The organism is Planktotalea arctica (genome assembly GCF_002105285.1).
In the GTDB taxonomy this organism is placed as follows: Bacteria; Pseudomonadota; Alphaproteobacteria; order Rhodobacterales; family Rhodobacteraceae; genus Planktotalea; species Planktotalea arctica.
On record NZ_MUHR01000012.1, the window covers coordinates 144,182 to 161,821 of the forward strand.

At 60.2% G+C, this 17,640-nt stretch carries 18 protein-coding genes; 7 read left to right on the forward strand and 11 right to left on the reverse strand.

Features of this window, described 5'->3' with window-relative positions:
* Positions 1 to 5: 5 nt before the first annotated feature.
* Positions 6 to 1,424, forward strand: coding sequence for an FAD-binding oxidoreductase (locus B9P63_RS13105; protein ID WP_085309513.1), 1,419 nt, complete (start codon positions 6 to 8; stop codon positions 1,422 to 1,424).
* Positions 1,425 to 1,560: 136 nt separating this feature from the next.
* Here B9P63_RS13105 and B9P63_RS13110 read toward each other — a convergent pair whose 3' ends face one another.
* From B9P63_RS13110 to B9P63_RS13125, 4 genes are read right to left on the reverse strand one after another with little or no spacing between them, the layout of a single operon-like run.
* Positions 1,561 to 2,091, reverse strand: a complete 531-nt coding sequence (locus tag B9P63_RS13110) for an adenine phosphoribosyltransferase (protein WP_085309515.1) — start codon at positions 2,089 to 2,091, stop codon at positions 1,561 to 1,563.
* Between the two features lie 28 nt (positions 2,092 to 2,119).
* Positions 2,120 to 2,773 (reverse strand): DUF2927 domain-containing protein, encoded by a 654-nt coding sequence (locus tag B9P63_RS13115; protein ID WP_085309517.1) that lies wholly within the window; start codon positions 2,771 to 2,773, stop codon positions 2,120 to 2,122.
* Complete coding sequence (locus B9P63_RS13120; protein ID WP_085309519.1) at positions 2,770 to 3,396, reverse strand: LysE family translocator; 627 nt, start codon at positions 3,394 to 3,396, stop codon at positions 2,770 to 2,772. Before B9P63_RS13120 ends, B9P63_RS13115 begins: the two co-directional genes overlap by 4 nt.
* Complete coding sequence (locus B9P63_RS13125; protein WP_085309521.1) at positions 3,396 to 4,271, reverse strand: S-methyl-5'-thioadenosine phosphorylase; 876 nt, start codon at positions 4,269 to 4,271, stop codon at positions 3,396 to 3,398. The genes B9P63_RS13120 and B9P63_RS13125 overlap by 1 nt, the downstream gene beginning before the upstream one ends.
* A gap of 174 nt (positions 4,272 to 4,445) precedes the next feature.
* Between B9P63_RS13125 and B9P63_RS13130 the strand changes: the two genes are divergently transcribed.
* Positions 4,446 to 6,080, forward strand: a complete 1,635-nt coding sequence (locus B9P63_RS13130) for a SulP family inorganic anion transporter (RefSeq protein ID WP_085309523.1) — start codon at positions 4,446 to 4,448, stop codon at positions 6,078 to 6,080.
* Between the two features lie 86 nt (positions 6,081 to 6,166).
* Here B9P63_RS13130 and B9P63_RS13135 read toward each other — a convergent pair whose 3' ends face one another.
* Positions 6,167 to 6,772, reverse strand: a complete 606-nt coding sequence (locus tag B9P63_RS13135; protein ID WP_085309525.1) for a flavin reductase family protein — start codon at positions 6,770 to 6,772, stop codon at positions 6,167 to 6,169.
* A 75-nt stretch (positions 6,773 to 6,847) separates the two neighbouring features.
* On the opposite strand from B9P63_RS13135, the gene B9P63_RS13140 reads away from it, so the two are divergent.
* Together B9P63_RS13140 and B9P63_RS13145 are read left to right on the forward strand one after the other, a co-directional pair.
* Positions 6,848 to 7,333, forward strand: a complete 486-nt coding sequence (locus B9P63_RS13140; RefSeq protein WP_085309528.1) for a GNAT family N-acetyltransferase — start codon at positions 6,848 to 6,850, stop codon at positions 7,331 to 7,333.
* Between the two features lie 31 nt (positions 7,334 to 7,364).
* Positions 7,365 to 8,108, forward strand: coding sequence for an EcsC family protein (locus B9P63_RS13145; protein WP_085309530.1), 744 nt, complete (start codon positions 7,365 to 7,367; stop codon positions 8,106 to 8,108).
* Here the strand turns inward: B9P63_RS13145 and ptsP are convergent.
* From ptsP to B9P63_RS13175, 6 genes are all read right to left on the reverse strand, one after another.
* Positions 8,105 to 10,351, reverse strand: a complete 2,247-nt coding sequence (gene ptsP / locus B9P63_RS13150; RefSeq protein WP_085309532.1) for a phosphoenolpyruvate--protein phosphotransferase — start codon at positions 10,349 to 10,351, stop codon at positions 8,105 to 8,107. The two genes, B9P63_RS13145 and ptsP, sit on opposite strands and share 4 nt — an antisense overlap.
* A 287-nt stretch (positions 10,352 to 10,638) precedes the next feature.
* Entirely contained in the window at positions 10,639 to 11,877 is a 1,239-nt protein-coding gene (locus B9P63_RS13155) for an aspartate kinase (protein ID WP_085309534.1), read from the reverse strand.
* 90 nt (positions 11,878 to 11,967) lie between these two features.
* Positions 11,968 to 12,612, reverse strand: coding sequence for an SDR family oxidoreductase (locus tag B9P63_RS13160; protein WP_085309536.1), 645 nt, complete (start codon positions 12,610 to 12,612; stop codon positions 11,968 to 11,970).
* Positions 12,612 to 13,085, reverse strand: a complete 474-nt coding sequence (locus tag B9P63_RS13165; RefSeq protein ID WP_085309600.1) for a DUF1178 family protein — start codon at positions 13,083 to 13,085, stop codon at positions 12,612 to 12,614. Before B9P63_RS13165 ends, B9P63_RS13160 begins: the two co-directional genes overlap by 1 nt.
* 58 nt (positions 13,086 to 13,143) lie before the next feature.
* Positions 13,144 to 13,686, reverse strand: coding sequence for an NUDIX hydrolase (locus B9P63_RS13170; RefSeq protein WP_245830668.1), 543 nt, complete (start codon positions 13,684 to 13,686; stop codon positions 13,144 to 13,146).
* Positions 13,687 to 13,690: 4 nt separating this feature from the next.
* Positions 13,691 to 14,926: a 3-deoxy-D-manno-octulosonic acid transferase gene (locus tag B9P63_RS13175; RefSeq protein ID WP_139816260.1), complete on the reverse strand. Its 1,236-nt coding sequence runs from the start codon at positions 14,924 to 14,926 to the stop codon at positions 13,691 to 13,693.
* 157 nt (positions 14,927 to 15,083) lie between these two features.
* On the opposite strand from B9P63_RS13175, the gene modA reads away from it, so the two are divergent.
* From modA to modC, 3 genes are read left to right on the forward strand one after another with little or no spacing between them, the layout of a single operon-like run.
* Positions 15,084 to 15,803 (forward strand): molybdate ABC transporter substrate-binding protein, encoded by a 720-nt coding sequence (gene modA / locus B9P63_RS13180; protein ID WP_176219161.1) that lies wholly within the window; start codon positions 15,084 to 15,086, stop codon positions 15,801 to 15,803.
* Positions 15,800 to 16,492, forward strand: a complete 693-nt coding sequence (gene modB / locus B9P63_RS13185; RefSeq protein ID WP_085309540.1) for a molybdate ABC transporter permease subunit — start codon at positions 15,800 to 15,802, stop codon at positions 16,490 to 16,492. Before modA ends, modB begins: the two co-directional genes overlap by 4 nt.
* The gene (gene modC, locus B9P63_RS13190) at positions 16,489 to 17,604 is read left to right on the forward strand and encodes a molybdenum ABC transporter ATP-binding protein (protein ID WP_085309543.1); all 1,116 of its coding nucleotides are present in this window, start codon (positions 16,489 to 16,491) and stop codon (positions 17,602 to 17,604) included. The genes modB and modC overlap by 4 nt, the downstream gene beginning before the upstream one ends.
* Positions 17,605 to 17,640 lie beyond the last annotated feature (36 nt).

The window sequence follows — 17,640 nt, forward strand, 5'->3', positions numbered from 1 at the left end:
CCCATATGCTTAACCCTGTTTGTGATGCTTTCGAAGCGCGCCTGCGCGCAGCGCTGCCGCCCCATGTGATCAAGGCGGCAGAGCCGCGCTACCTCGAAGAGCCGCGTGGGCGGTACGAAGTGAAGAGCGGCCTGATGGCCTTGCCTGAAAACGTAGCGCAGGTGGCGCAGATCGTGCGCCTCGCAAATGCCGCGCGCGTCGGGATCGTGCCCTACGGCGGCGGCACCGGATTGGTCGGCGGGCAGGTCGCGCCGGATGGTCCTGCGCCATTGATCGTGTCGCTTGAGCGGATGAACGCGATCCGCGCGGTTTATGCGCAAGAAAACGTGTTGATCGCCGAAGCGGGCGTCATTTTGGCCGATGTTCAAGCGGCGGCAGAGGTGGTGGAGCGTCTGTTCCCCCTCTCGCTCGCCTCCGAGGGGACCGCGCGGATCGGCGGCAACCTTGCGAGCAATGCAGGCGGCGTGAACGTGCTGCGCTACGGGAACGCGCGCGATCTGTGCCTTGGCTTGGAGGCGGTTTTGCCTGACGGCACCATCTGGAACGGGTTGTCACGACTGCGCAAAGACAACACGGGCTATGATCTGCGCAATTTGCTGATTGGCGCGGAAGGCTCGCTCGGGATCATCACGGCGGCCTCGCTTAAACTTAGCCCGCGGCCCGCTGGTGAAGGCACGGCGTTCATCGTCGTGCAAGACCCCGAAGCGGCGATTTCCTTGCTTAGCGCCGCGCGCGCAGAGCTTGGCGACGGGATTAGTGCATTTGAGTTGATCCACCGCCAAGGCCTTGATTTTATGTCCGAATGTCTGCCAGATATTCGCCTGCCTTTTGCACATAATCCTGAATGGTGCGTGCTGATCGAGGTGGGCCTTGCCCGCGGGCTAGATCCGCAGGGTGCGTTGGAGACGTTGTTTGAAACGGCCCTTGACGCAGGCTGGGCCAGCGACGGGCTGATCGCGCAATCGGCGCAGCAGCGCCGCGATTTCTGGTCCGTGCGCGAGCATATTCCTGAGGCGAACCGGCGTATCGGCTCGGTCTCCTCGCATGATATTTCCGTGCCGATCAGCGCCGTGCCCGAATTCATCGCGCGGGCGGGCGAGGTGGTTGCGCGGCTTGGCCCGTTCAGGGTGAATTGCTTCGGCCATTTAGGCGACGGCAATCTGCATTACAACATCTTCCCCGATGCGGGCAAAACCCGCGCCGATTATCTGCAAGAGCGCGATATCGTCAAATCGGCAGTGCATGATCTGGTGCACGCGCTTGAAGGATCGGTCAGCGCCGAGCACGGGATTGGCCGCCTCAAAACAGGTGATCTGGAAAAATACGGCGATCCCGCGAAACTCGCGGCTATGCGTGCGATCAAGGCGGCGCTTGATCCGAATGGCATCATGAACCCCGGCGCGGTTCTGGCGCTGAAATCCTGAGCTGCGATGCGCCCCACCTGCTGCTAAGGTGGGGCGCTAAAGGCGCTGCGCGGGGAACGCAGCCTTAGGTGCAAGCCTCTCAAGGCTCCCAACCTTGATTGCCGATGGTATATTCTGCAAATGGTAAACGAATTGCTTACAATCCGTCGAAAGTGCAAAGCGCCTTCACGTCCATGCCAAGCGCTTCAAGCCGTTTGCGCCCGCCAAGTTCGGGCAGGTCGATCACGAAGCCGCAGCCGACAATCTCGCCGCCCAGTCGTTCGATCAGTTTGATCCCCGCTTCGGCGGTGCCGCCTGTGGCGAGCAGATCGTCGATCACCAGAATTTTCTCGCCCGCTTGAATGGCATCATCATGCAGTTCTACCGTCGCCTGGCCGTATTCCAACGTGTAGTCCTGCGAGATCACCTTGCCGGGCAGTTTGCCAGCCTTGCGCACAGGCACGAAACCGATGCTGAGCTGATGGGCAATCGCCCCGCCAAGGATGAAACCGCGTGCCTCGAGGCCGACGACCTTGTCGATCTTCACGCCCACATAGGGGTGCAAAAGCTGGTCGATCGCCATGCGAAACCCGCGTGGATCGGCGAACAGCGTGGTCACATCGCGAAACATGATCCCCTCATGTGGGAAGTCGGGGATGGTGCGAATGTAGTCTTTGACGGTTTTCATCGGGGCATCCTTATAGGTTCAACGCTCTCTAGCGCGCGGGATAATGGCGGCCAAGGGCCATGATGTCCTGTTTGCCGAGTTTAACGCGCGCGTTGCTGGTTTGTGAAAAGATCGAGCGGCTCTCGTAGTAGCTGCCGCCGATGTCGGTGAGCAGCCCAAGGCCTTGGGTGATTTCTTCCAGAATCGCGCTTTCGTAGGCGCGCATTTGAAGGCCTGTGGTGAAGATGATGACGGATTTCTCGATCATGCCGTCCTTGGTAAAGACACGCACGCCAGCGGCGGAAATGGACCTGCCGTCGAGCGCCTTGAAACCTGAATTCTGGATCGTGCCGCGTGCGGGCATATCAAGGAACAGGATGGGAATGTCGGGGGCTGTATCGTTGCGCGTTAGGCGAATGGCGCTGCCAGCGGCGTTGATTTCTTGAATGGCGCGCACCAAGGCGGCTTCCGCGCGCTTCTTTTTGCCGCCAAGATAGGCGGCGTCCATGCGCGTGATGCCGACGCTCAGATCGGTTCTGGGCCAGCGCACCTCAGGCTTCTGGCAGGCGCCGCCGGGCGGCGCGGCGCAGGACACGAGGCGATAGAATTGCGCGTCGTTCAGTGCGGTTTCGGCGCTGAGATATTCCTGCGCTTGCATTGCGCTGGCAAATGCGCCCCAAAGAAGCAGCGCACGCCAAATCATGCGCGGCGTAGCATAGCGGTGGCGGCCCCCATGCCGATCAAGGTGATGCCGCCCGCTTGGGTCAAACGGCGGATGACCTTGGGCTGCGAGATTTGCCTGCGCATCAGGTCCGCAAGCAGCGCGTAGGCCAGCGCGTTAAGCGCGGCGAGGGCGACGAAGGTGGCGATCAGGATGCTCGCTTGGGGGGCATAGGCCGCCTCGAGCGAGATGAATTGCGGCACGAAGGCGATGAAAAATCCGATGCTCTTGGGGTTGAGGGCAGTCACGAAGGCAGAGTGCCAGAAGACCTGCCGCGGTGTGGCCTGTGCATCGGTCGCGACCAATCCTGCGCCGTTCTTCGGGGCGCTTCGCAGCATTTTGACACCAAGAAAGAGCAGATAGAGCGCACCAGCCCATTTCACGATAGTGAACGCCAGCGCCGAGGTCGCGATGAGCGCGCCAAGCCCGATGAGCGATGCGCTCATCGCGATCAGATCACCCAAAGCGACGCCAGAGGCCGTGGCCAGTGCGACTTTGCGCCCTTGGCTAAGCGCATAGCTGAGCACCAGCAAAATGGTTGGGCCGGGGATCAGCAAGAGCGCGGTTGAGGCGGCAACGAAGGCGAGCCAGAGCGAGACATCCATCAGTTCAGCACCCGGCCCGCGACCGCATCGAGCTTGGCGAGCAGCGCAGGATCACGCTTTTCAGGCGCTGTCATGATCGCGAACTCAAGCGCTTTGTCGCAGCCATGGGGGCAGTCCACGCGCGCGGTGCCAAGCAGAGCAGGCAGGCGTTTCACCAGATCGCGTCCCTTTTCGGAATTGCCCATGAGCGTGGCGATAATCGCCGTTACATCGACCTCGCCGTGATCGGGGTGCCAGCTGTCATAATCGGTGATCATCGCGACGGAAGCATAACAAAGCTCTGCCTCGCGGGCGAGCTTCGCCTCCGGCATATTGGTCATGCCGATAACGTCTGCGCCCCAGCTGGTCCGGTACATTTTGCTCTCGGCCAACGTGGAAAACTGCGGACCTTCCATCGCGAGGTAAGTGCCGCCCATGTGGACGTTGATCCCTGCATCCTTGGCCGCGCTGTGGCAGGCCTGCGACAGGCGAGGGCAGGTTGGGTGCGCAACGGACACATGCGCGACGCAGCCCGTGCCGAAAAAGGATTTTTCGCGCGCAAAGGTGCGGTCAATGAACTGATCGACGATCACAAAATCCCCCGGTGCCATTTCTTCGCGAAAACTGCCGCAAGCAGAGACGGAGATCACATCGGTCACGCCGATCCGCTTGAGCGCGTCGATGTTGGCGCGGTAGGGAACGGTGGTCGGCGAGTGCACATGCCCGCGTCCGTGACGCGGCAGAAAGGCCATTTTGACGCCATTCAGAGCCCCGGTGAGGATTTCATCGGATGGATCGCCCCACGGGGTCTCCACCGCTTGCCACGCCGCGCCCTCAAGTCCGTCGATATCGTAAATTCCCGATCCGCCGATCACGGCAATCATCGTCTCGCCCATGCCTATCCATCCTGTGTTATGCTAATTTGCAGTCAGGCTAACGGGGCGCAGGTGCAATGAAAACGGGCGAAATGGCGATGTCGCTCAATTTGCTGTGCGGGCAGGGGTGTTCTTTGGGCGATGCTTGAGTTAGGCAGCGCTAACAAAATAACCCCCCGATAGACAGGTTCTGCCATGAAACGTGCTATTCTCGGCGCATTCGCCAATCATATTACTCCGCCGGATTTGCGCTGGATGCCTGACGAGGGCTTCACGTTCTCGCGGTTGCGCATCGAGTTGCTCTCGGGGCTCACGGTCGCTCTGGCGCTGGTGCCCGAAGCGGTCGCCTTTGCCTTTGTCGCGGGTGTTCATCCGCTGGTGGGCCTCTACGCGGCCTTCCTCGTGGGTTTAATCACAGCGCTGATTGGTGGCCGTCCTGGGATGATTTCCGGAGCCACGGGCGCGTTGGCGGTGGTCATGGTCGCTCTTGTCGCGCAGCACGGGGTCGAATATCTGTTCGCTACCGTGGTTCTGATGGGCATGCTCCAGATTTTTGCAGGCGCGATGCATTGGGGGAAATTTATCAGGCTGGTGCCGCATCCGGTGATGCTTGGCTTTGTGAACGGCCTTGCGATCGTGATTTTCCTTGCGCAGCTGACGCAGTTCAAAGTGCCGGGCACGGTCGTGAACACAGGCCATGGCATGTCGGGGGGCGAGTGGCTGTCGGGCATGCCTTTGTTTATGATGTTGATGCTTGTTGGCTGCACCATGGCGATCATATGGGTCACGCCGCGCATCACCAAAGTGATCCCTGCGCCGCTGGCTGGCATCGGCCTCGTCGCGGCTGTTGTCATCGGTTTTGGCCTCGAAGTGCCGCGCGTGGGCGATCTGGCCTCGATCCAGGGTGGCCTTCCCAGTTGGCATATTCCGATGGTGCCGCTGAACTGGGAAACTTTCCAGATCATTCTGCCCTATGCAGTTATTCTAGCCGCGATTGGGCTGATCGAGAGCCTTCTGACGCTCAACCTTGTGGGTGAAATGACCGGTAAGCGCGGCGGCGCCTCGCAAGAATGTATCGCGCAGGGCATCGCCAATACGGTCACCGGCTTCTTCGGCGGCATGGGCGGCTGCGCGATGATCGGGCAATCGATGATCAACGTGAAATCCGGCGGGCGCACGCGCATTGCAGGCATTGCAGCTGCGGTATTCCTGTTGCTGTTCATCGTCGCGGGCTCGTCGATCATCGAGCTGATCCCGCTCGCGGCATTGGTGGGCGTAATGTTCATGGTGGTGATCGGCACGTTCGCATGGAACTCACTGAGGATTTTGCGCCGCGTACCGATGACCGATGCCTTTGTGATCATTCTGGTCACTGCGGTCACGGTCTATGCTGACCTTGCGGTGGCCGTCGTCGTCGGCGTCATCGTCTCGGCACTGGCCTATGCGTGGAACAACGCGCGGCGCATTCATGCGATCGAGCGGCCATCGGCAACCGTAAACGGTGCGAAGGTCTATGAAATCCAAGGACCTTTGTTCTTCGGCTCGTCCGACGGGTTCATTGAATTGTTTGATATCGCAGGCGATCCCGACGAGATTATCGTCGATTTCGCGCAAAGCCGCGTTGTGGATCAATCTGCCTTGCAGGCGATTGAAGCGGTGGCAGGCAAGTATGAGGATGCGGGCAAGCGGATTCAGCTGCGTCACCTCAGCCGCGATTGCCACAAGCTGCTTAGTAAAGCGGGACATTTGATGATCGATAGTGACGATGATCCCGATTACGAGATTGCGGTCGATTATCAGGTGCGCACGGGTATTCTTGGCAGTCACTGAGTGAACGAGGTGGGTGGGGGCGCTGCCCCCGCCGATCGAAGATCGACTCCCCCGAGGTATTTCAGGACCAGAGAAGCTGATTTGGCTTAGTCGTCGGGGCGGTTCAATTCGAACAGGTCTTTGACGACAGAATAATCGCGGTATCCTAGGCGTGCGAGCGGCTGGAAGCTGGTCACGTCAAAGCGGCCATCCTTTAGGCAGGCGTCATCCATATGAACCCCTGTAACTTCCCCCAGAACGAGAAAATTCGCCTCGCCCTGCAGCGTGATGATCTGGGTGAGTTTGCACTCTAGCGCAGCAGGTGCAGCTGCGACGCGCGGGGCGTCGATGCTGTTGCATTCCGCTTTGGTAAGGCCAGCATGGGCAAATTCATCTGTGCCCGCGGGCAAGGCTTTGCTTGTGGTGTTCATAGCATCTTGCAAAGCGGCAGAAACGACGTTCACGCAGAACACACCGGTTTCGCGGATCACTGCGACGCTGTCTTTGGTGCCTGCGCGATCATCTTTGGTGCCCGTTGAGGCAAACATCACTTGCGGCGGCACATAGGCGACGGCGTTGAAGAAGCTGTAGGGCGCAAGGTTGTCGCGGCCATTATTGTCGCGCGTCGAGATCCAGCCGATCGGGCGTGGCGTGACGATGGCGTTGAACGGATTGTGTGGCAGGCCATGGCCGTCCTCGGGGCGATAGAACATCTGGTAACTCCTTGTTTGCCCAATGGCTAACGCCATGCTACGGGCGATGCCAGCCAAAATGGAAAAGGCAGTGGCGTGTACGAACTTAAGCGCGAGATAGAAAGCGATTGGTGGGAGGTCGAGGCGCTCTATGATCTGTGCTTTGCGCCCGGGCGCGAAGCGCTGTCCTCGTATCGTTTACGTGACGGGGTTGCACCGGTGGCGGAGTTGACCTGCGTGGCGCGCGACGGGGGTGGTATTCTGGCCGGTGCGATCCGGTTCTGGCCAGTGCGCATTGCGCAGGCAGAGGCGTTACTGCTTGGCCCAGTGGCTGTGCATCCCACGCGCCAGGGCGAGGGCCTTGGCGGCGCATTGATCCGCGACAGCCTTGCGCGCGCGCAGGAGAGTGGCTGGGAGCGGGTCATGCTGGTGGGCGATGCGCCCTATTACGCGAAGTTCGGCTTTCACCGTTTGAGCGGTGTGAACATGCCGCCCCCGACCAACCCCGAGCGCGTGCTTGGGCTGGCCTTGCGCGAGGGGGCTTGGGACGACGTTGCAGGCGATGTGACACGCTACGCTTGAAACTTGCGCGTGCAGCGCCGATCTTGAGCGCATGAGCACAGATATCATTCCCGCCGCGTTGGAGCGCGATATTGCCCTGATCGCGCAGCGTTATCGCAAAGCGGGAGGGCTTGGTATCCAAGTTCTCAACCTTGTGGGCGGGCAGGCGGAAAACCTGCTGGAGCGTTTGCCACAAGGTGTGAAGGACAGCCTCGAAGACGCGACGACGCGCGCGCTGCAAATCGCGCTGAAAGCCGCGTCGCGCAGCAGGGCTGTGGTGCCCGATCAAAGCACCTGGCTCAACACGGTCGCTGCGACGGCGATGGGCGCGGCGGGGGGCGCAGGCGGTTTGCCCACGGCGCTTGCAGAATTGCCCGTGACCACCACCGTGCTTTTGCGTGCGATTCAGGGGATTGCGGGGGAATACGGCTTCGATACCGCTGATCCGCTAATCGAGGCGGAATGCCTGCAGGTCTTCGCGGCTGCGGGGCCTTTGGCCGATGACGACGGTGCGGATATGGGGTTCCTAAGTGCGCGCGTTACCCTCACGGGACCTGCGGTGAGTAGCATGATAGCGCGTATCGCGCCGCGCCTCAGCGCAGCTATGGGGCAGAAACTTGCGGCCCAAGCAGTGCCGATCATTGGGGCCGTGGCGGGGGCGGCGACGAATTATGCCTACACCAGCTACTATCAGGAAATGGCCCATGTGCACTTCGGGTTGATGCGCGCGGGCGAGCGCCACGGCATACCGCGGGATCAATTGGTGCTGCGCCTGTCGCGCGCGGTAAAGGCCTAGCGCGCGACGGTTTTCAAATAGGCTGCAACGGGCGCGCGCACGTTTTGCTCGCCTTTCTCGTGGCACTCTTCGATGATTTCGCGCAGCTTGCCAAGATCGACGCGGCGCAGCAAATGCTTGACCGGCCCGATCGAGGCAGGGCGCATGGAAAGCGTACGCAGACCTATTGCCGCGAAACATGCCGCCTCTATCGGGCGCCCTGCATCTTCGCCGCAAAACGACAGCGGCGTGCCGGAGGCCTCGCAGCGCGCCACGATTCCCTGCAAGAAGCTGAGGAAGGGAATCGAGAGGGTGTCGTAGCGTCGGCGCACCCGCTCGTTTTCACGGTCCGCTGCAAAGAAGAACTGTTTCAGATCGTTGCCGCCGATCGACAGGAACTCCACCTCGTCGAAAAAGGCTTGCGGCGCGAACGCGAGCGAGGGGGTTTCCAGCATCGCGCCGATTTCCAGCTTGGAGGGCATGGGATGACCAAGGCGGCGTTCGCGCTCAAGCGCCTTTTCCATTTCGGCCTTTGCCGCCACATATTCGCTATACTGTGCGACGAAGGGGAACATCACCGTCAAGGACCGGCCTGCCGCAGCGCGCAAAAGCGCTTGCAACTGCATACGCATGACGCCCGGTTTATCAAGCCCGACGCGGATTGCGCGCCAGCCCATCGCGGGGTTCGGCTCGTCATTGGGCTTCATATAGGTCAGCACTTTGTCCGACCCGATATCGAGCGTGCGAAACACCACACGCTTGTTGCTGGCCGCGTCCAGAACGCGGCTGTAGAGCGCGCTCAGTTCGGATCGTTTCGGCATTTGATTGCGCACAAGGAACTGAAGCTCCGTGCGGAACAAGCCCACGCCACTGGCTCCGGAACTCTCGAGCGAGGGCAGATCGGCCATGAGCCCGGCGTTCATACACAGCTCGATCGTGGTGCCGCAGGCGGTTGTCGCGGGCTTGTCGCGGATCGCTGAATAGCGTTCCTGCGCGTCCGCCTGCATTGCCATCTTGTCGCGAAAGGCGGCCGCGACCGTATCATCGGGGCGCAGATGCACGATGCCCTGATCGCCGTCAACCATAATATGATCGCCGTTCAATGCCTCGCGCGTAACGTTTTCTGCATGCACCACGAGCGGGATCGCAAGGGCGCGCGCAATGATCGCCGCATGGCTGCCGACAGAGCCCTCCTCGAGCACGATGCCCCTTAGGGAGCGCCCGTATTCCAGCAACTCGCCCGGTCCGATGTTACGCGCGACCAGCACCGGATCGGCAGGCAGGTCAGCGCCCGTTTCGCGCCCTTGGCCGGTAAGAATACGCAGCAGGCGGTTGGACAGATCGTCAAGGTCGTGCAGACGCTCGCGCAAATAGGCATCGCTAACCTGGCCCATGCGCGTGCGCGCCTGAGTTTGCTCTTTTTCGACGGCTGCCTCGGCAGAGAGACCGTTGTTGATGTCCTCCTCCATGCGGCGCATCCAGCCCTTTGAGTTGGCGAACATGCGATATGCTTCGAGCACTTGCAGTTGCTCTCCGTCGCCCCCCGCTGCGCCTGCAAGCAGCTTGTCGACGCTGACGCGCAACGTGTCGACCGCCTCGCGCAGGCGCTGGGTCTCGGTTTCTGGGTCTTCCGCGATCACATTGGTGACGACGACGCGTGGCTCGTGCAGCCAGACATGGCCCTGCGCCGTGCCTTCCTGCGCTGTGGTACCGCGGAGCAAAACCGGTTGCTTATGGCGCGCGGACAGCGCTTCGCCCTCGCCAAGGAAGGCGCCAAGCTCGGTCATTTCGGCCAGCACCATCGCGACCACTTCGAGCGCGTAGAGTTCGTCCGACGAAAACAGCCGCGAGGCCTTGGATTGAACCACCAAGACGCCCAGCTTCTCGCCAAGCCGCTGGATCGGAATGCCAAGGAAGGAGGAATAGATTTCCTCGCCCGTTTCAGGCATGAAGCGAAAGCCGCGCTCGTTCGGGGCGTCTGCCGTGTTGACGGTCTTGGAGGTCTTGGCGACGCGCCCCACAAGGCCTTCTCCCAGTTTCATACGGGTTTGATGCACGGCGCCTGCGTTCAGACCCTCGGTGGCGCAAAGCTCCAGCGTTTCGGGGTCGCGAAACAGATAGATCGAGCAGACTTCGCTCTGCATCGAGGTGGCGATGAGTTTGGTGACTTTGTCTAGCCGCTGTTGGCCGTCGCCTTCTTCTGCAAGGGCGTCGCGCAATCTGCCAAGCAATTTACGGCTTTCGGTTTCACGTCCATGCGGCATTGCTGTTCCCGTCCCTCCGGCAGAACTACGGCGGTGCGTCTGCGCCGCCCTATTTCGATGCAACCTATATGCGATGCGGTCCGGGAAGGGGAGAGGCAAAGACGCTCGCAAAGCAATGCAAATGCGTTCGTGCGGAAACATGCCCGATTTTCGGGCTTTTGTTCCTGGCTAAAAATGTCCCGGGGGTGTGGGAACTGGCCCCCACTTTATGATGCGTGTGTGGGCTGGCCCCCGTGTGATAGTGGGTTGGTGGCTGGCCTACTTTTCTTTGTAAACGCGCGTGCAGCTTAGGCCGGTTTTTCCAACTCGAAGGCGTCGTGCAAGGCCTGCACCGCGAGCTCCATATATTTGCGGTCCACAAGTACGGAAATCTTGATCTCAGAGGTGGCGATGACTTTTATGTTGATGCCCTCGTCGCTCAAGGTCTTGAACATCTTTGCCGCGACGCCCGATTGGCTGCGCATGCCGATGCCAACGGCGGAGATCTTGGCGACATTCGTGTCCGCAATCAGATCGTGGAAATTGATCTCGCCGGAAGTTTTCGCATCCTGCATCGCCTTTTCCGCGCGTTTCACCTGATCGGTGGGGCAAGAGAACGTCATATCCGTGCGCCCGTCTTCGGCGATGTTCTGAATGATCATATCGACGTTTACGCCCGCGTCGGACAAAGGCCCGAAAATGGCGGCGGCAATACCGGGACGGTCCGCGACCGATACAAGGGTCATTTTCGCTTCATCGCGGCTATAGGCGATGCCGGAGACGACGTTGGATTCCATGATTTCCTCCTCGGCGCAGACCATCGTGCCTGCTGTGTCTGATTGCTCCTCGAAAGAGCTGAGAACGCGTAGTTTGACTTTGTAGCGCATCGCCAGCTCGACCGAGCGGGTTTGCAAAACTTTTGCGCCAAGACTGGCAAGTTCCAGCATTTCTTCAAACGCGATCTTGTCGAGTTTGCGTGCTTTGTCGGTGATGCGTGGATCGGTTGTATAGACGCCGTCCACATCCGTGTAGATATCGCAGCGCTCGGCGTTGAAAGCGGCGGCGAAGGCGACGGCGGTGGTGTCCGATCCGCCGCGCCCCAGCGTCGTGATGCGTCCCTCGGGGCTGACGCCCTGAAAGCCTGCGACAACGGCGACGCGCATGCCTTCGGCGAATTTCGCGTTGATGTTGTCGCTTGGAATTTCCTCGATCCTTGCGGCGGAATGCGCGGAGGTGGTCATGACCGGCACTTGCCAACCTTGCCAGCTGCGCGCAGGCACGTCCATTTCCTGCAAGGTAAGCGCCATCAGGCCCGCCGTGACATTCTCGCCCGAGCTGACGATCGCATCATATTCGCGCGCGTCATAAAGCGGCGAGGTCTCGTTGACCCAGCCGACCAATTCGTTGGTCTTGCCCGACATTGCCGAGACGATGACGATCACATCATAGCCCTTGGCCACTTCGACGCCGACGCGTTTTGCAGCCCGCTTGATGCGGTCCAGATTGGCGACGGAAGTTCCGCCGAATTTCATGACGAGAACGGGCATAGCTGCGCCTCGGTTAGGAAAGGTTGCGCAGCGTTTACGTGGCGTCGCGGTCAAGGGCAAGAGGGCAGGCGCAGCTGCGATCTTTCGCCCCTAAAAAGGGATGATCGCGCCGTCGTAGTTTTCAAAGACGCCCGTGTGATCGAGGCTGAGACGATCAAAGCGGGCGATCAATCCTGCGGCAGAGGTGGCCGCGTCGATATCAGCATCTATGCCGCCCATGTCTGTCTGCACCCAGCCGGGGTGATAGGCCCCCACGGCGATGCCTTTGGGTTTCAATTCCAGCGCCAGATTGCAAGCTAGGTTGACCGCCGCCGCTTTGGAGGCGCGATAGATGAACCCATTGCCGCCCGCGCGCTCGGAGGAGCCCATTTGCGACGCGATGATCGCCACCTTTGGCGCTTTGCTGCGCGCAAGCGCTGGCAAAAGCGCCTGTACGGTCAGAAAAACGCCGGTGACGTTGACGGCAAATGTATCGGCCCAAAGCTGCGGATCATAGCCGCTCTCCGTATCATGCCCCTTGTCCAGATAAACCCCTGCGTTGCAGATCAGCAGATCGAGCGCCGTGTCATAACGCTGGGCAAACGCGGTGATTTGTGCAGGCTGGCTGACATCGAGCGTAGCGCCGGCTCCCCCGCTGCTGCGCGAGGTGGCCAGAACGCTGTCGCCGCGCGCGCTTAGCTGCTCGGCCATGCGCGCGCCGATGCCGCGATTGGCTCCTGTGATGATGACCTGCATTAATTGTCCTTTCCGCTCGGGCGGAAGGGTAGCGGCAACACGGGGATGCCATCCTCCAGCAATTTGCGTGCGTCATCTAGTTTAGCTTCGCCGTAGATCGCTTTTTCCGGCGTGTCGCCGTCGTGCATGGCGCGGGCTTGTGATGCAAAATCCTTGCCCACGTATTCGCTGCTGCTTTCAACCTTGCGGCGCATTTCCGCAATCATCTGCTCTGCAGGGCTGGCGGGGGCGGACAATGGTCCAGGTTTGGCGGCCGCAGGCGCGCTCTTTTCGCCCTTGGTGCTCGCGGCGCTGCCTTCGCTTTTGCGCGCGGGGCGCACTGCGGGGGCCATCAACACCTTATCGACCTGCGATACGTCGCAAACCGCACAGGTAACCAGCCCTGCGCTTTTGAGCTTGTCGAAGGCCGAGGCTGATTGAAACCAGCTGTCAAAACGGTGGCCATCGCTACATTTAAGAGAGTATTGGATCATGGTATAAGAGTATCGCCCCGAGTGTTTCACGTCGACATAAATCATGCCGTACGCGCAATTAGGTTGGGTTGCCCGGATCAAAGCTACGAATAATATGCGCAAGCTCGGGCGCGCTCACTTTGCGGGCGGCCTGAGCGGGTGAAAACCATTTGCGCTTGCGTTGTTTTACTTCGCGATAGCGCTCATGGACCGTCTTGACCTTCAAAGGATAGACCAATGCGACGCAGGGCAGCGCGCGACCCGAAATATGCTGTTTGGTGTAGGAAAACGAACCGAGGGTCACATCGTTTGTCTTGCCCTCGACCCCTGCTTCTTCCAGCGCTTCGATTGCGGCGCTTTGGGCCGGGCGCATGCCGTCTTGCGGCCAGCCTTTGGGAATGATCCAGCGCCGCGTGCGTCTGCTGGTAACAAGCAGGATCTCGGGCTTTCCCTTACGCATGCGATAGCACAGCGCAGCGAATTGCGTGCGCAGTCCGGTCTTTTTGGCCCCCTGCATGTCGATGGGTGCAAAAGGTTTGCTGTGAGAGCGCTGTTCTTTCATCGATTTCGCAATGTGGTTTGCAGATGTGTTCTTTTGGAGTTTCGGCTTGGATTTGTGCATTCTATCAAGGCTTTGACAGTTGATCTAGCGCATTTAGCACCGCATCGAGGTCTTGGTGGGTCTGCGCCAATGCTGTGTGCGCATTTGCACGTTGCACGCTCGCGGCGTCTTGGTGCGTCAATGCAAGAAGCGCTTGGGCTATTTCGTGCTTGTTCGTACAAAGCTGTGCACCGCCGCATTTCGCAAGGTCTGCATAGGGCTGTGCAAAATTTTCCAGATGCGCGCCGTGTAGCAGCGCGCACTCGTGAAAGGCGGGCTCGAACGGCGTGTGCCCCCCTTTGGCAACGAGCGAACCGGCGACGAAACACACACCTGCGGCGCGGTACCAGAGATCCATCTCGCCAAGTGTGTCTGCAAGAAAAACGTCGCATGGATCGTCCAATTGCGCGCCCTCGCTGCGCAGCGCGATCCGAAGCCCGAGACCTTGCGCCAGCCGTGCAATGTGCGGGGCGCGTTTGGGGTGGCGCGGTGCCAGGATCATACGCAGGTTGGGAATTGTTTTGCGCGCCTCGAGATGGGCGTTCAAAAGGATTTCATCCTCGCCCTCATGGGTTGATGCGGCAAGCCAGACCTCGCGACGTTGCGTATGTGGCAAAGGGACAGTATCGGCGTGATAAAATGATTTGAGCGTGATCTGAGTGCCAATTGCGCCGGGCCTTGCACCAAGCGCCAGCAGGCTTTTTTCAGAAGCATCATCCTGTGCGCAGATCAGATCGAACGCACGGAACATTGCTTCGGAGATTGCGCTGAAACGCGCCCAACCGGCTGCGCTTTTGCGGGACAATCGCCCGGCGACCAGCGCGGTGGCAATGCCTTTGTGTTTGAAGGCAAGAATGCGGTTTGGCCAGAAATCCGCCTCCAACAGGATAAATTGCTGCAGATTTATGCGCGCAGCCATCCGACTGTAAATCCAGCGCAAATCCAAAGGCGCAAGCCGTGCATCCACGCGGCTCAAACCCCAATTGCGCACCATGCGGCGCGCCGTCGTCGTGTTGCAGGTGATCAAAATTGTTGTGCCGGCGTGGCGCGCCCCAAGCGCTTGGATCAGCGTTTGCGCCGCGCGCAGCTCGCCGTTGGATGCCCCGTGTATCCAGATGACTTTGCCGTTTGGTAGGCGTTTCCATAGCCCCAAGCGTTCGCGCAAATCATCTATGGTTTCCTTTTTGGCCAGCACGCGCATCGCCAGAGCAACGGCGAGCAAGGGCGCAAGCAGCGTTATGAGAATGCGGTATATCAGCATAGCGCGAAAGCGGCTCCGGCGCAGTTTCTTCACGCGCAGGCCTAGCGCGCAGGCCGCACGCACGCAAGCGGCGCTTGCACGTGCCCTGCGCTTTCTAAATACTCGCGCTATGACAGGATTTAGCAATATTTTTGGCGCCGGCTTTTGCGTGCTCCTAATGGCTCTGCCACTTCGGGCGGAGCCTGTCGCGATCTTTGCTGCGTCCAGCCTGAAGAGCGCGTTGGACGAGGTGATCGAAACCCGTAAGCTGGATGCGGTCGCTGCCTATGGTGGAAGCGCTGCAATTGCGCGGCAGGTGGCGCAGGGTGCGCGTGCGGATATCGTCATCCTCGCGCATGGCGAGTGGATGGACTGGCTGGCTGCGCAGGATTTGCTTGCCAAGGATACACGGTGCCATTTGCTTGCGAACACTTTGGTTCTTGCGGGGGCGAGCGGAGCCCGCGACATACAGATCCAGAGCGCCGAGGATATCATCGCTGCGCTTGCAGGTGGGCGGCTTGCAGTGGGGCAATTGGAAACGGTGCCTGCGGGTCAATATACAGCAGCCTATCTGGAGGGGCAGGGCTGGCTTGCGCAGCTGACGCCGCATATGGCGCAAACCTCCAATGTGCGCCTGGCGCTGGCGCTGGTTGCGCGCGGCGAAACACCGCTTGGGTTTGTTTATGCCAGCGATGTTTTTGCCGAGCCGCGCGTGCGTGCGTTGTTTACCCCGCCTCTGGGCGCGTACCCTGTGATCCGGTATCACATGGCGCGCCTTGATGGTGCTGATGGGCAAAATGTGCAGAGCGTTGCGCTGGCCCTTGCCTCGGCCGGTGATATTTTCCAGCGCAGTGGCTTTGCCCCTGTACCCGCAGCACAAAAAGAGCGCTGCAAATGAGTTTGACCGCAGCGGAGATCACGATCGTCGCGCTTTCGCTTAAAGTGGCGGTCACGGCGACATTGCTAAGCCTTCCAATCGCTATTTTTGTGGCATGGCTCCTGGCGCGCTGCACGTTCAAAGGCAAGGCACTGCTGAACATCGCGGTGCATTTACCGCTGGTCTTGCCTCCGGTCGTCACGGGTTACGCTCTGCTTTTGCTGTTCGGCAAGCAAGGCGCGATTGGCGCGATGCTTTTCGATGTTTTCGGGATTACGCTTGCCTTTCGCTGGAGCGGCGCTGCGCTTGCCGCGGCAGTGATGGGATTTCCCTTGATGGTGCGCGCGATCCGGCTCGGGTTCGAAGCAGTAGATCGCAAACTCGAAGAGGCCGCAGCAACGCTTGGAGCGCCGCGCATGGCGGTGTTCTGGCATGTCACCTTGCCACTGATCAGCCCGGGCATTCTGGCGGGCACGGTTCTGGGGTTCGCCAAGGCGATGGGCGAATTTGGAGCAACGATCACCTTTGTCGCCTCGATCCCGGGGCAAACCGAAACCTTGCCCTCTGCGATTTACACGCTTTTGCAAGTGCCCGGCGGAGAAAGTGCAGCGCTTCGCCTGATCCTGCTTTCAGTGGCGATTTCAATCGCGGCCCTGGCGATCTCCGAAGCGCTTGTGCGGCGCGCGGCAACGCGGGTGAGCGGCGCATGAAGCTAGAGGTGGATATCCAATGCCAACTCGGTGCCTTTGCGCTCGACGCAAGAATGAGCGCAGCTGTGGGCACTACCGTTTTGTTCGGGCGATCCGGCAGCGGGAAAACAACGCTGATCAATATGATTGCAGGGCTGCAAACCCCGCAGGGCGGACGCATCACGCTTGATGATACCGTGCTCTTTGACAGCACGCAAAAGGTCAACCAGCCGGTGCACAGGCGGCGTATTGGTTATGTGTTTCAGGATGCGCGTTTGTTTCCGCACCTTAGCGTTGCCCGCAATCTTGATTTTGGCGCCCGCTTTGCCGTCGACGGGCCGCTTGGTGCAACAAGGCGCAGTGATCTGATCGAGGTTCTCGGGATTGGCGCTTTGCTGAACCGGCGCACTGCTGCCCTGTCGGGAGGCGAAAAGCAACGCGTGGCGCTGGGCCGCGCTTTGCTCAGCAACCCGCGCCTTTTGCTATTGGACGAACCACTTGCGGCGCTGGATCTGGAGCGCAAGGAAGAGATCCTGCCCTATCTTGAGCAACTGCGTGCGCAAGGCGGACCTCCGATGATCTACGTCACTCATGATATGTCCGAGATCGTGCGGCTGGCCGATACATTGGTGATCGTGCGCGATGGCAATTGCGCGGTGCAAGGGGTGGCCGAAGATGTTCTGGCGGATCCGGAGAATGTCAAACTGATTGGCGTGCAAGATGCAGGCTCGCTTTTGCAAGGGGTGATCGAAAGCCATGCGCAGGACGGACTAAGCGCGATCCGGCTGAGTGCGGGGCTGTTGCATGTGCCCCGCGTCGATGCGTCGATCGGGCGGCAGGTCCGCATGCGCGTGCGCGCGCAGGATGTAATTCTGTCCCTTTCCGCCCCTGTGGGCCTGTCATCGCAAAATGCACTTGAGGCAGTAGTCACGGGCATTCACGTCGGTACGGGGCCGGGCGTTGCGGTTGCGCTGCGCTCTGGCTCGGACCGTCTGATTGCGCGTGTGACAGGGCGGGCATTAACACAAATGCAGCTTCAGATCGGTCAGAAAATCTGGGCGATCGTGAAAGCCAACGCCCTTCCCCCCGCCGCAATCGCACGCGCGTCCAGCAGCAGACATTCCAGTGCCTAGCTTATTCGTCGAAGCTGCGTTTTTCTAACTTGACGG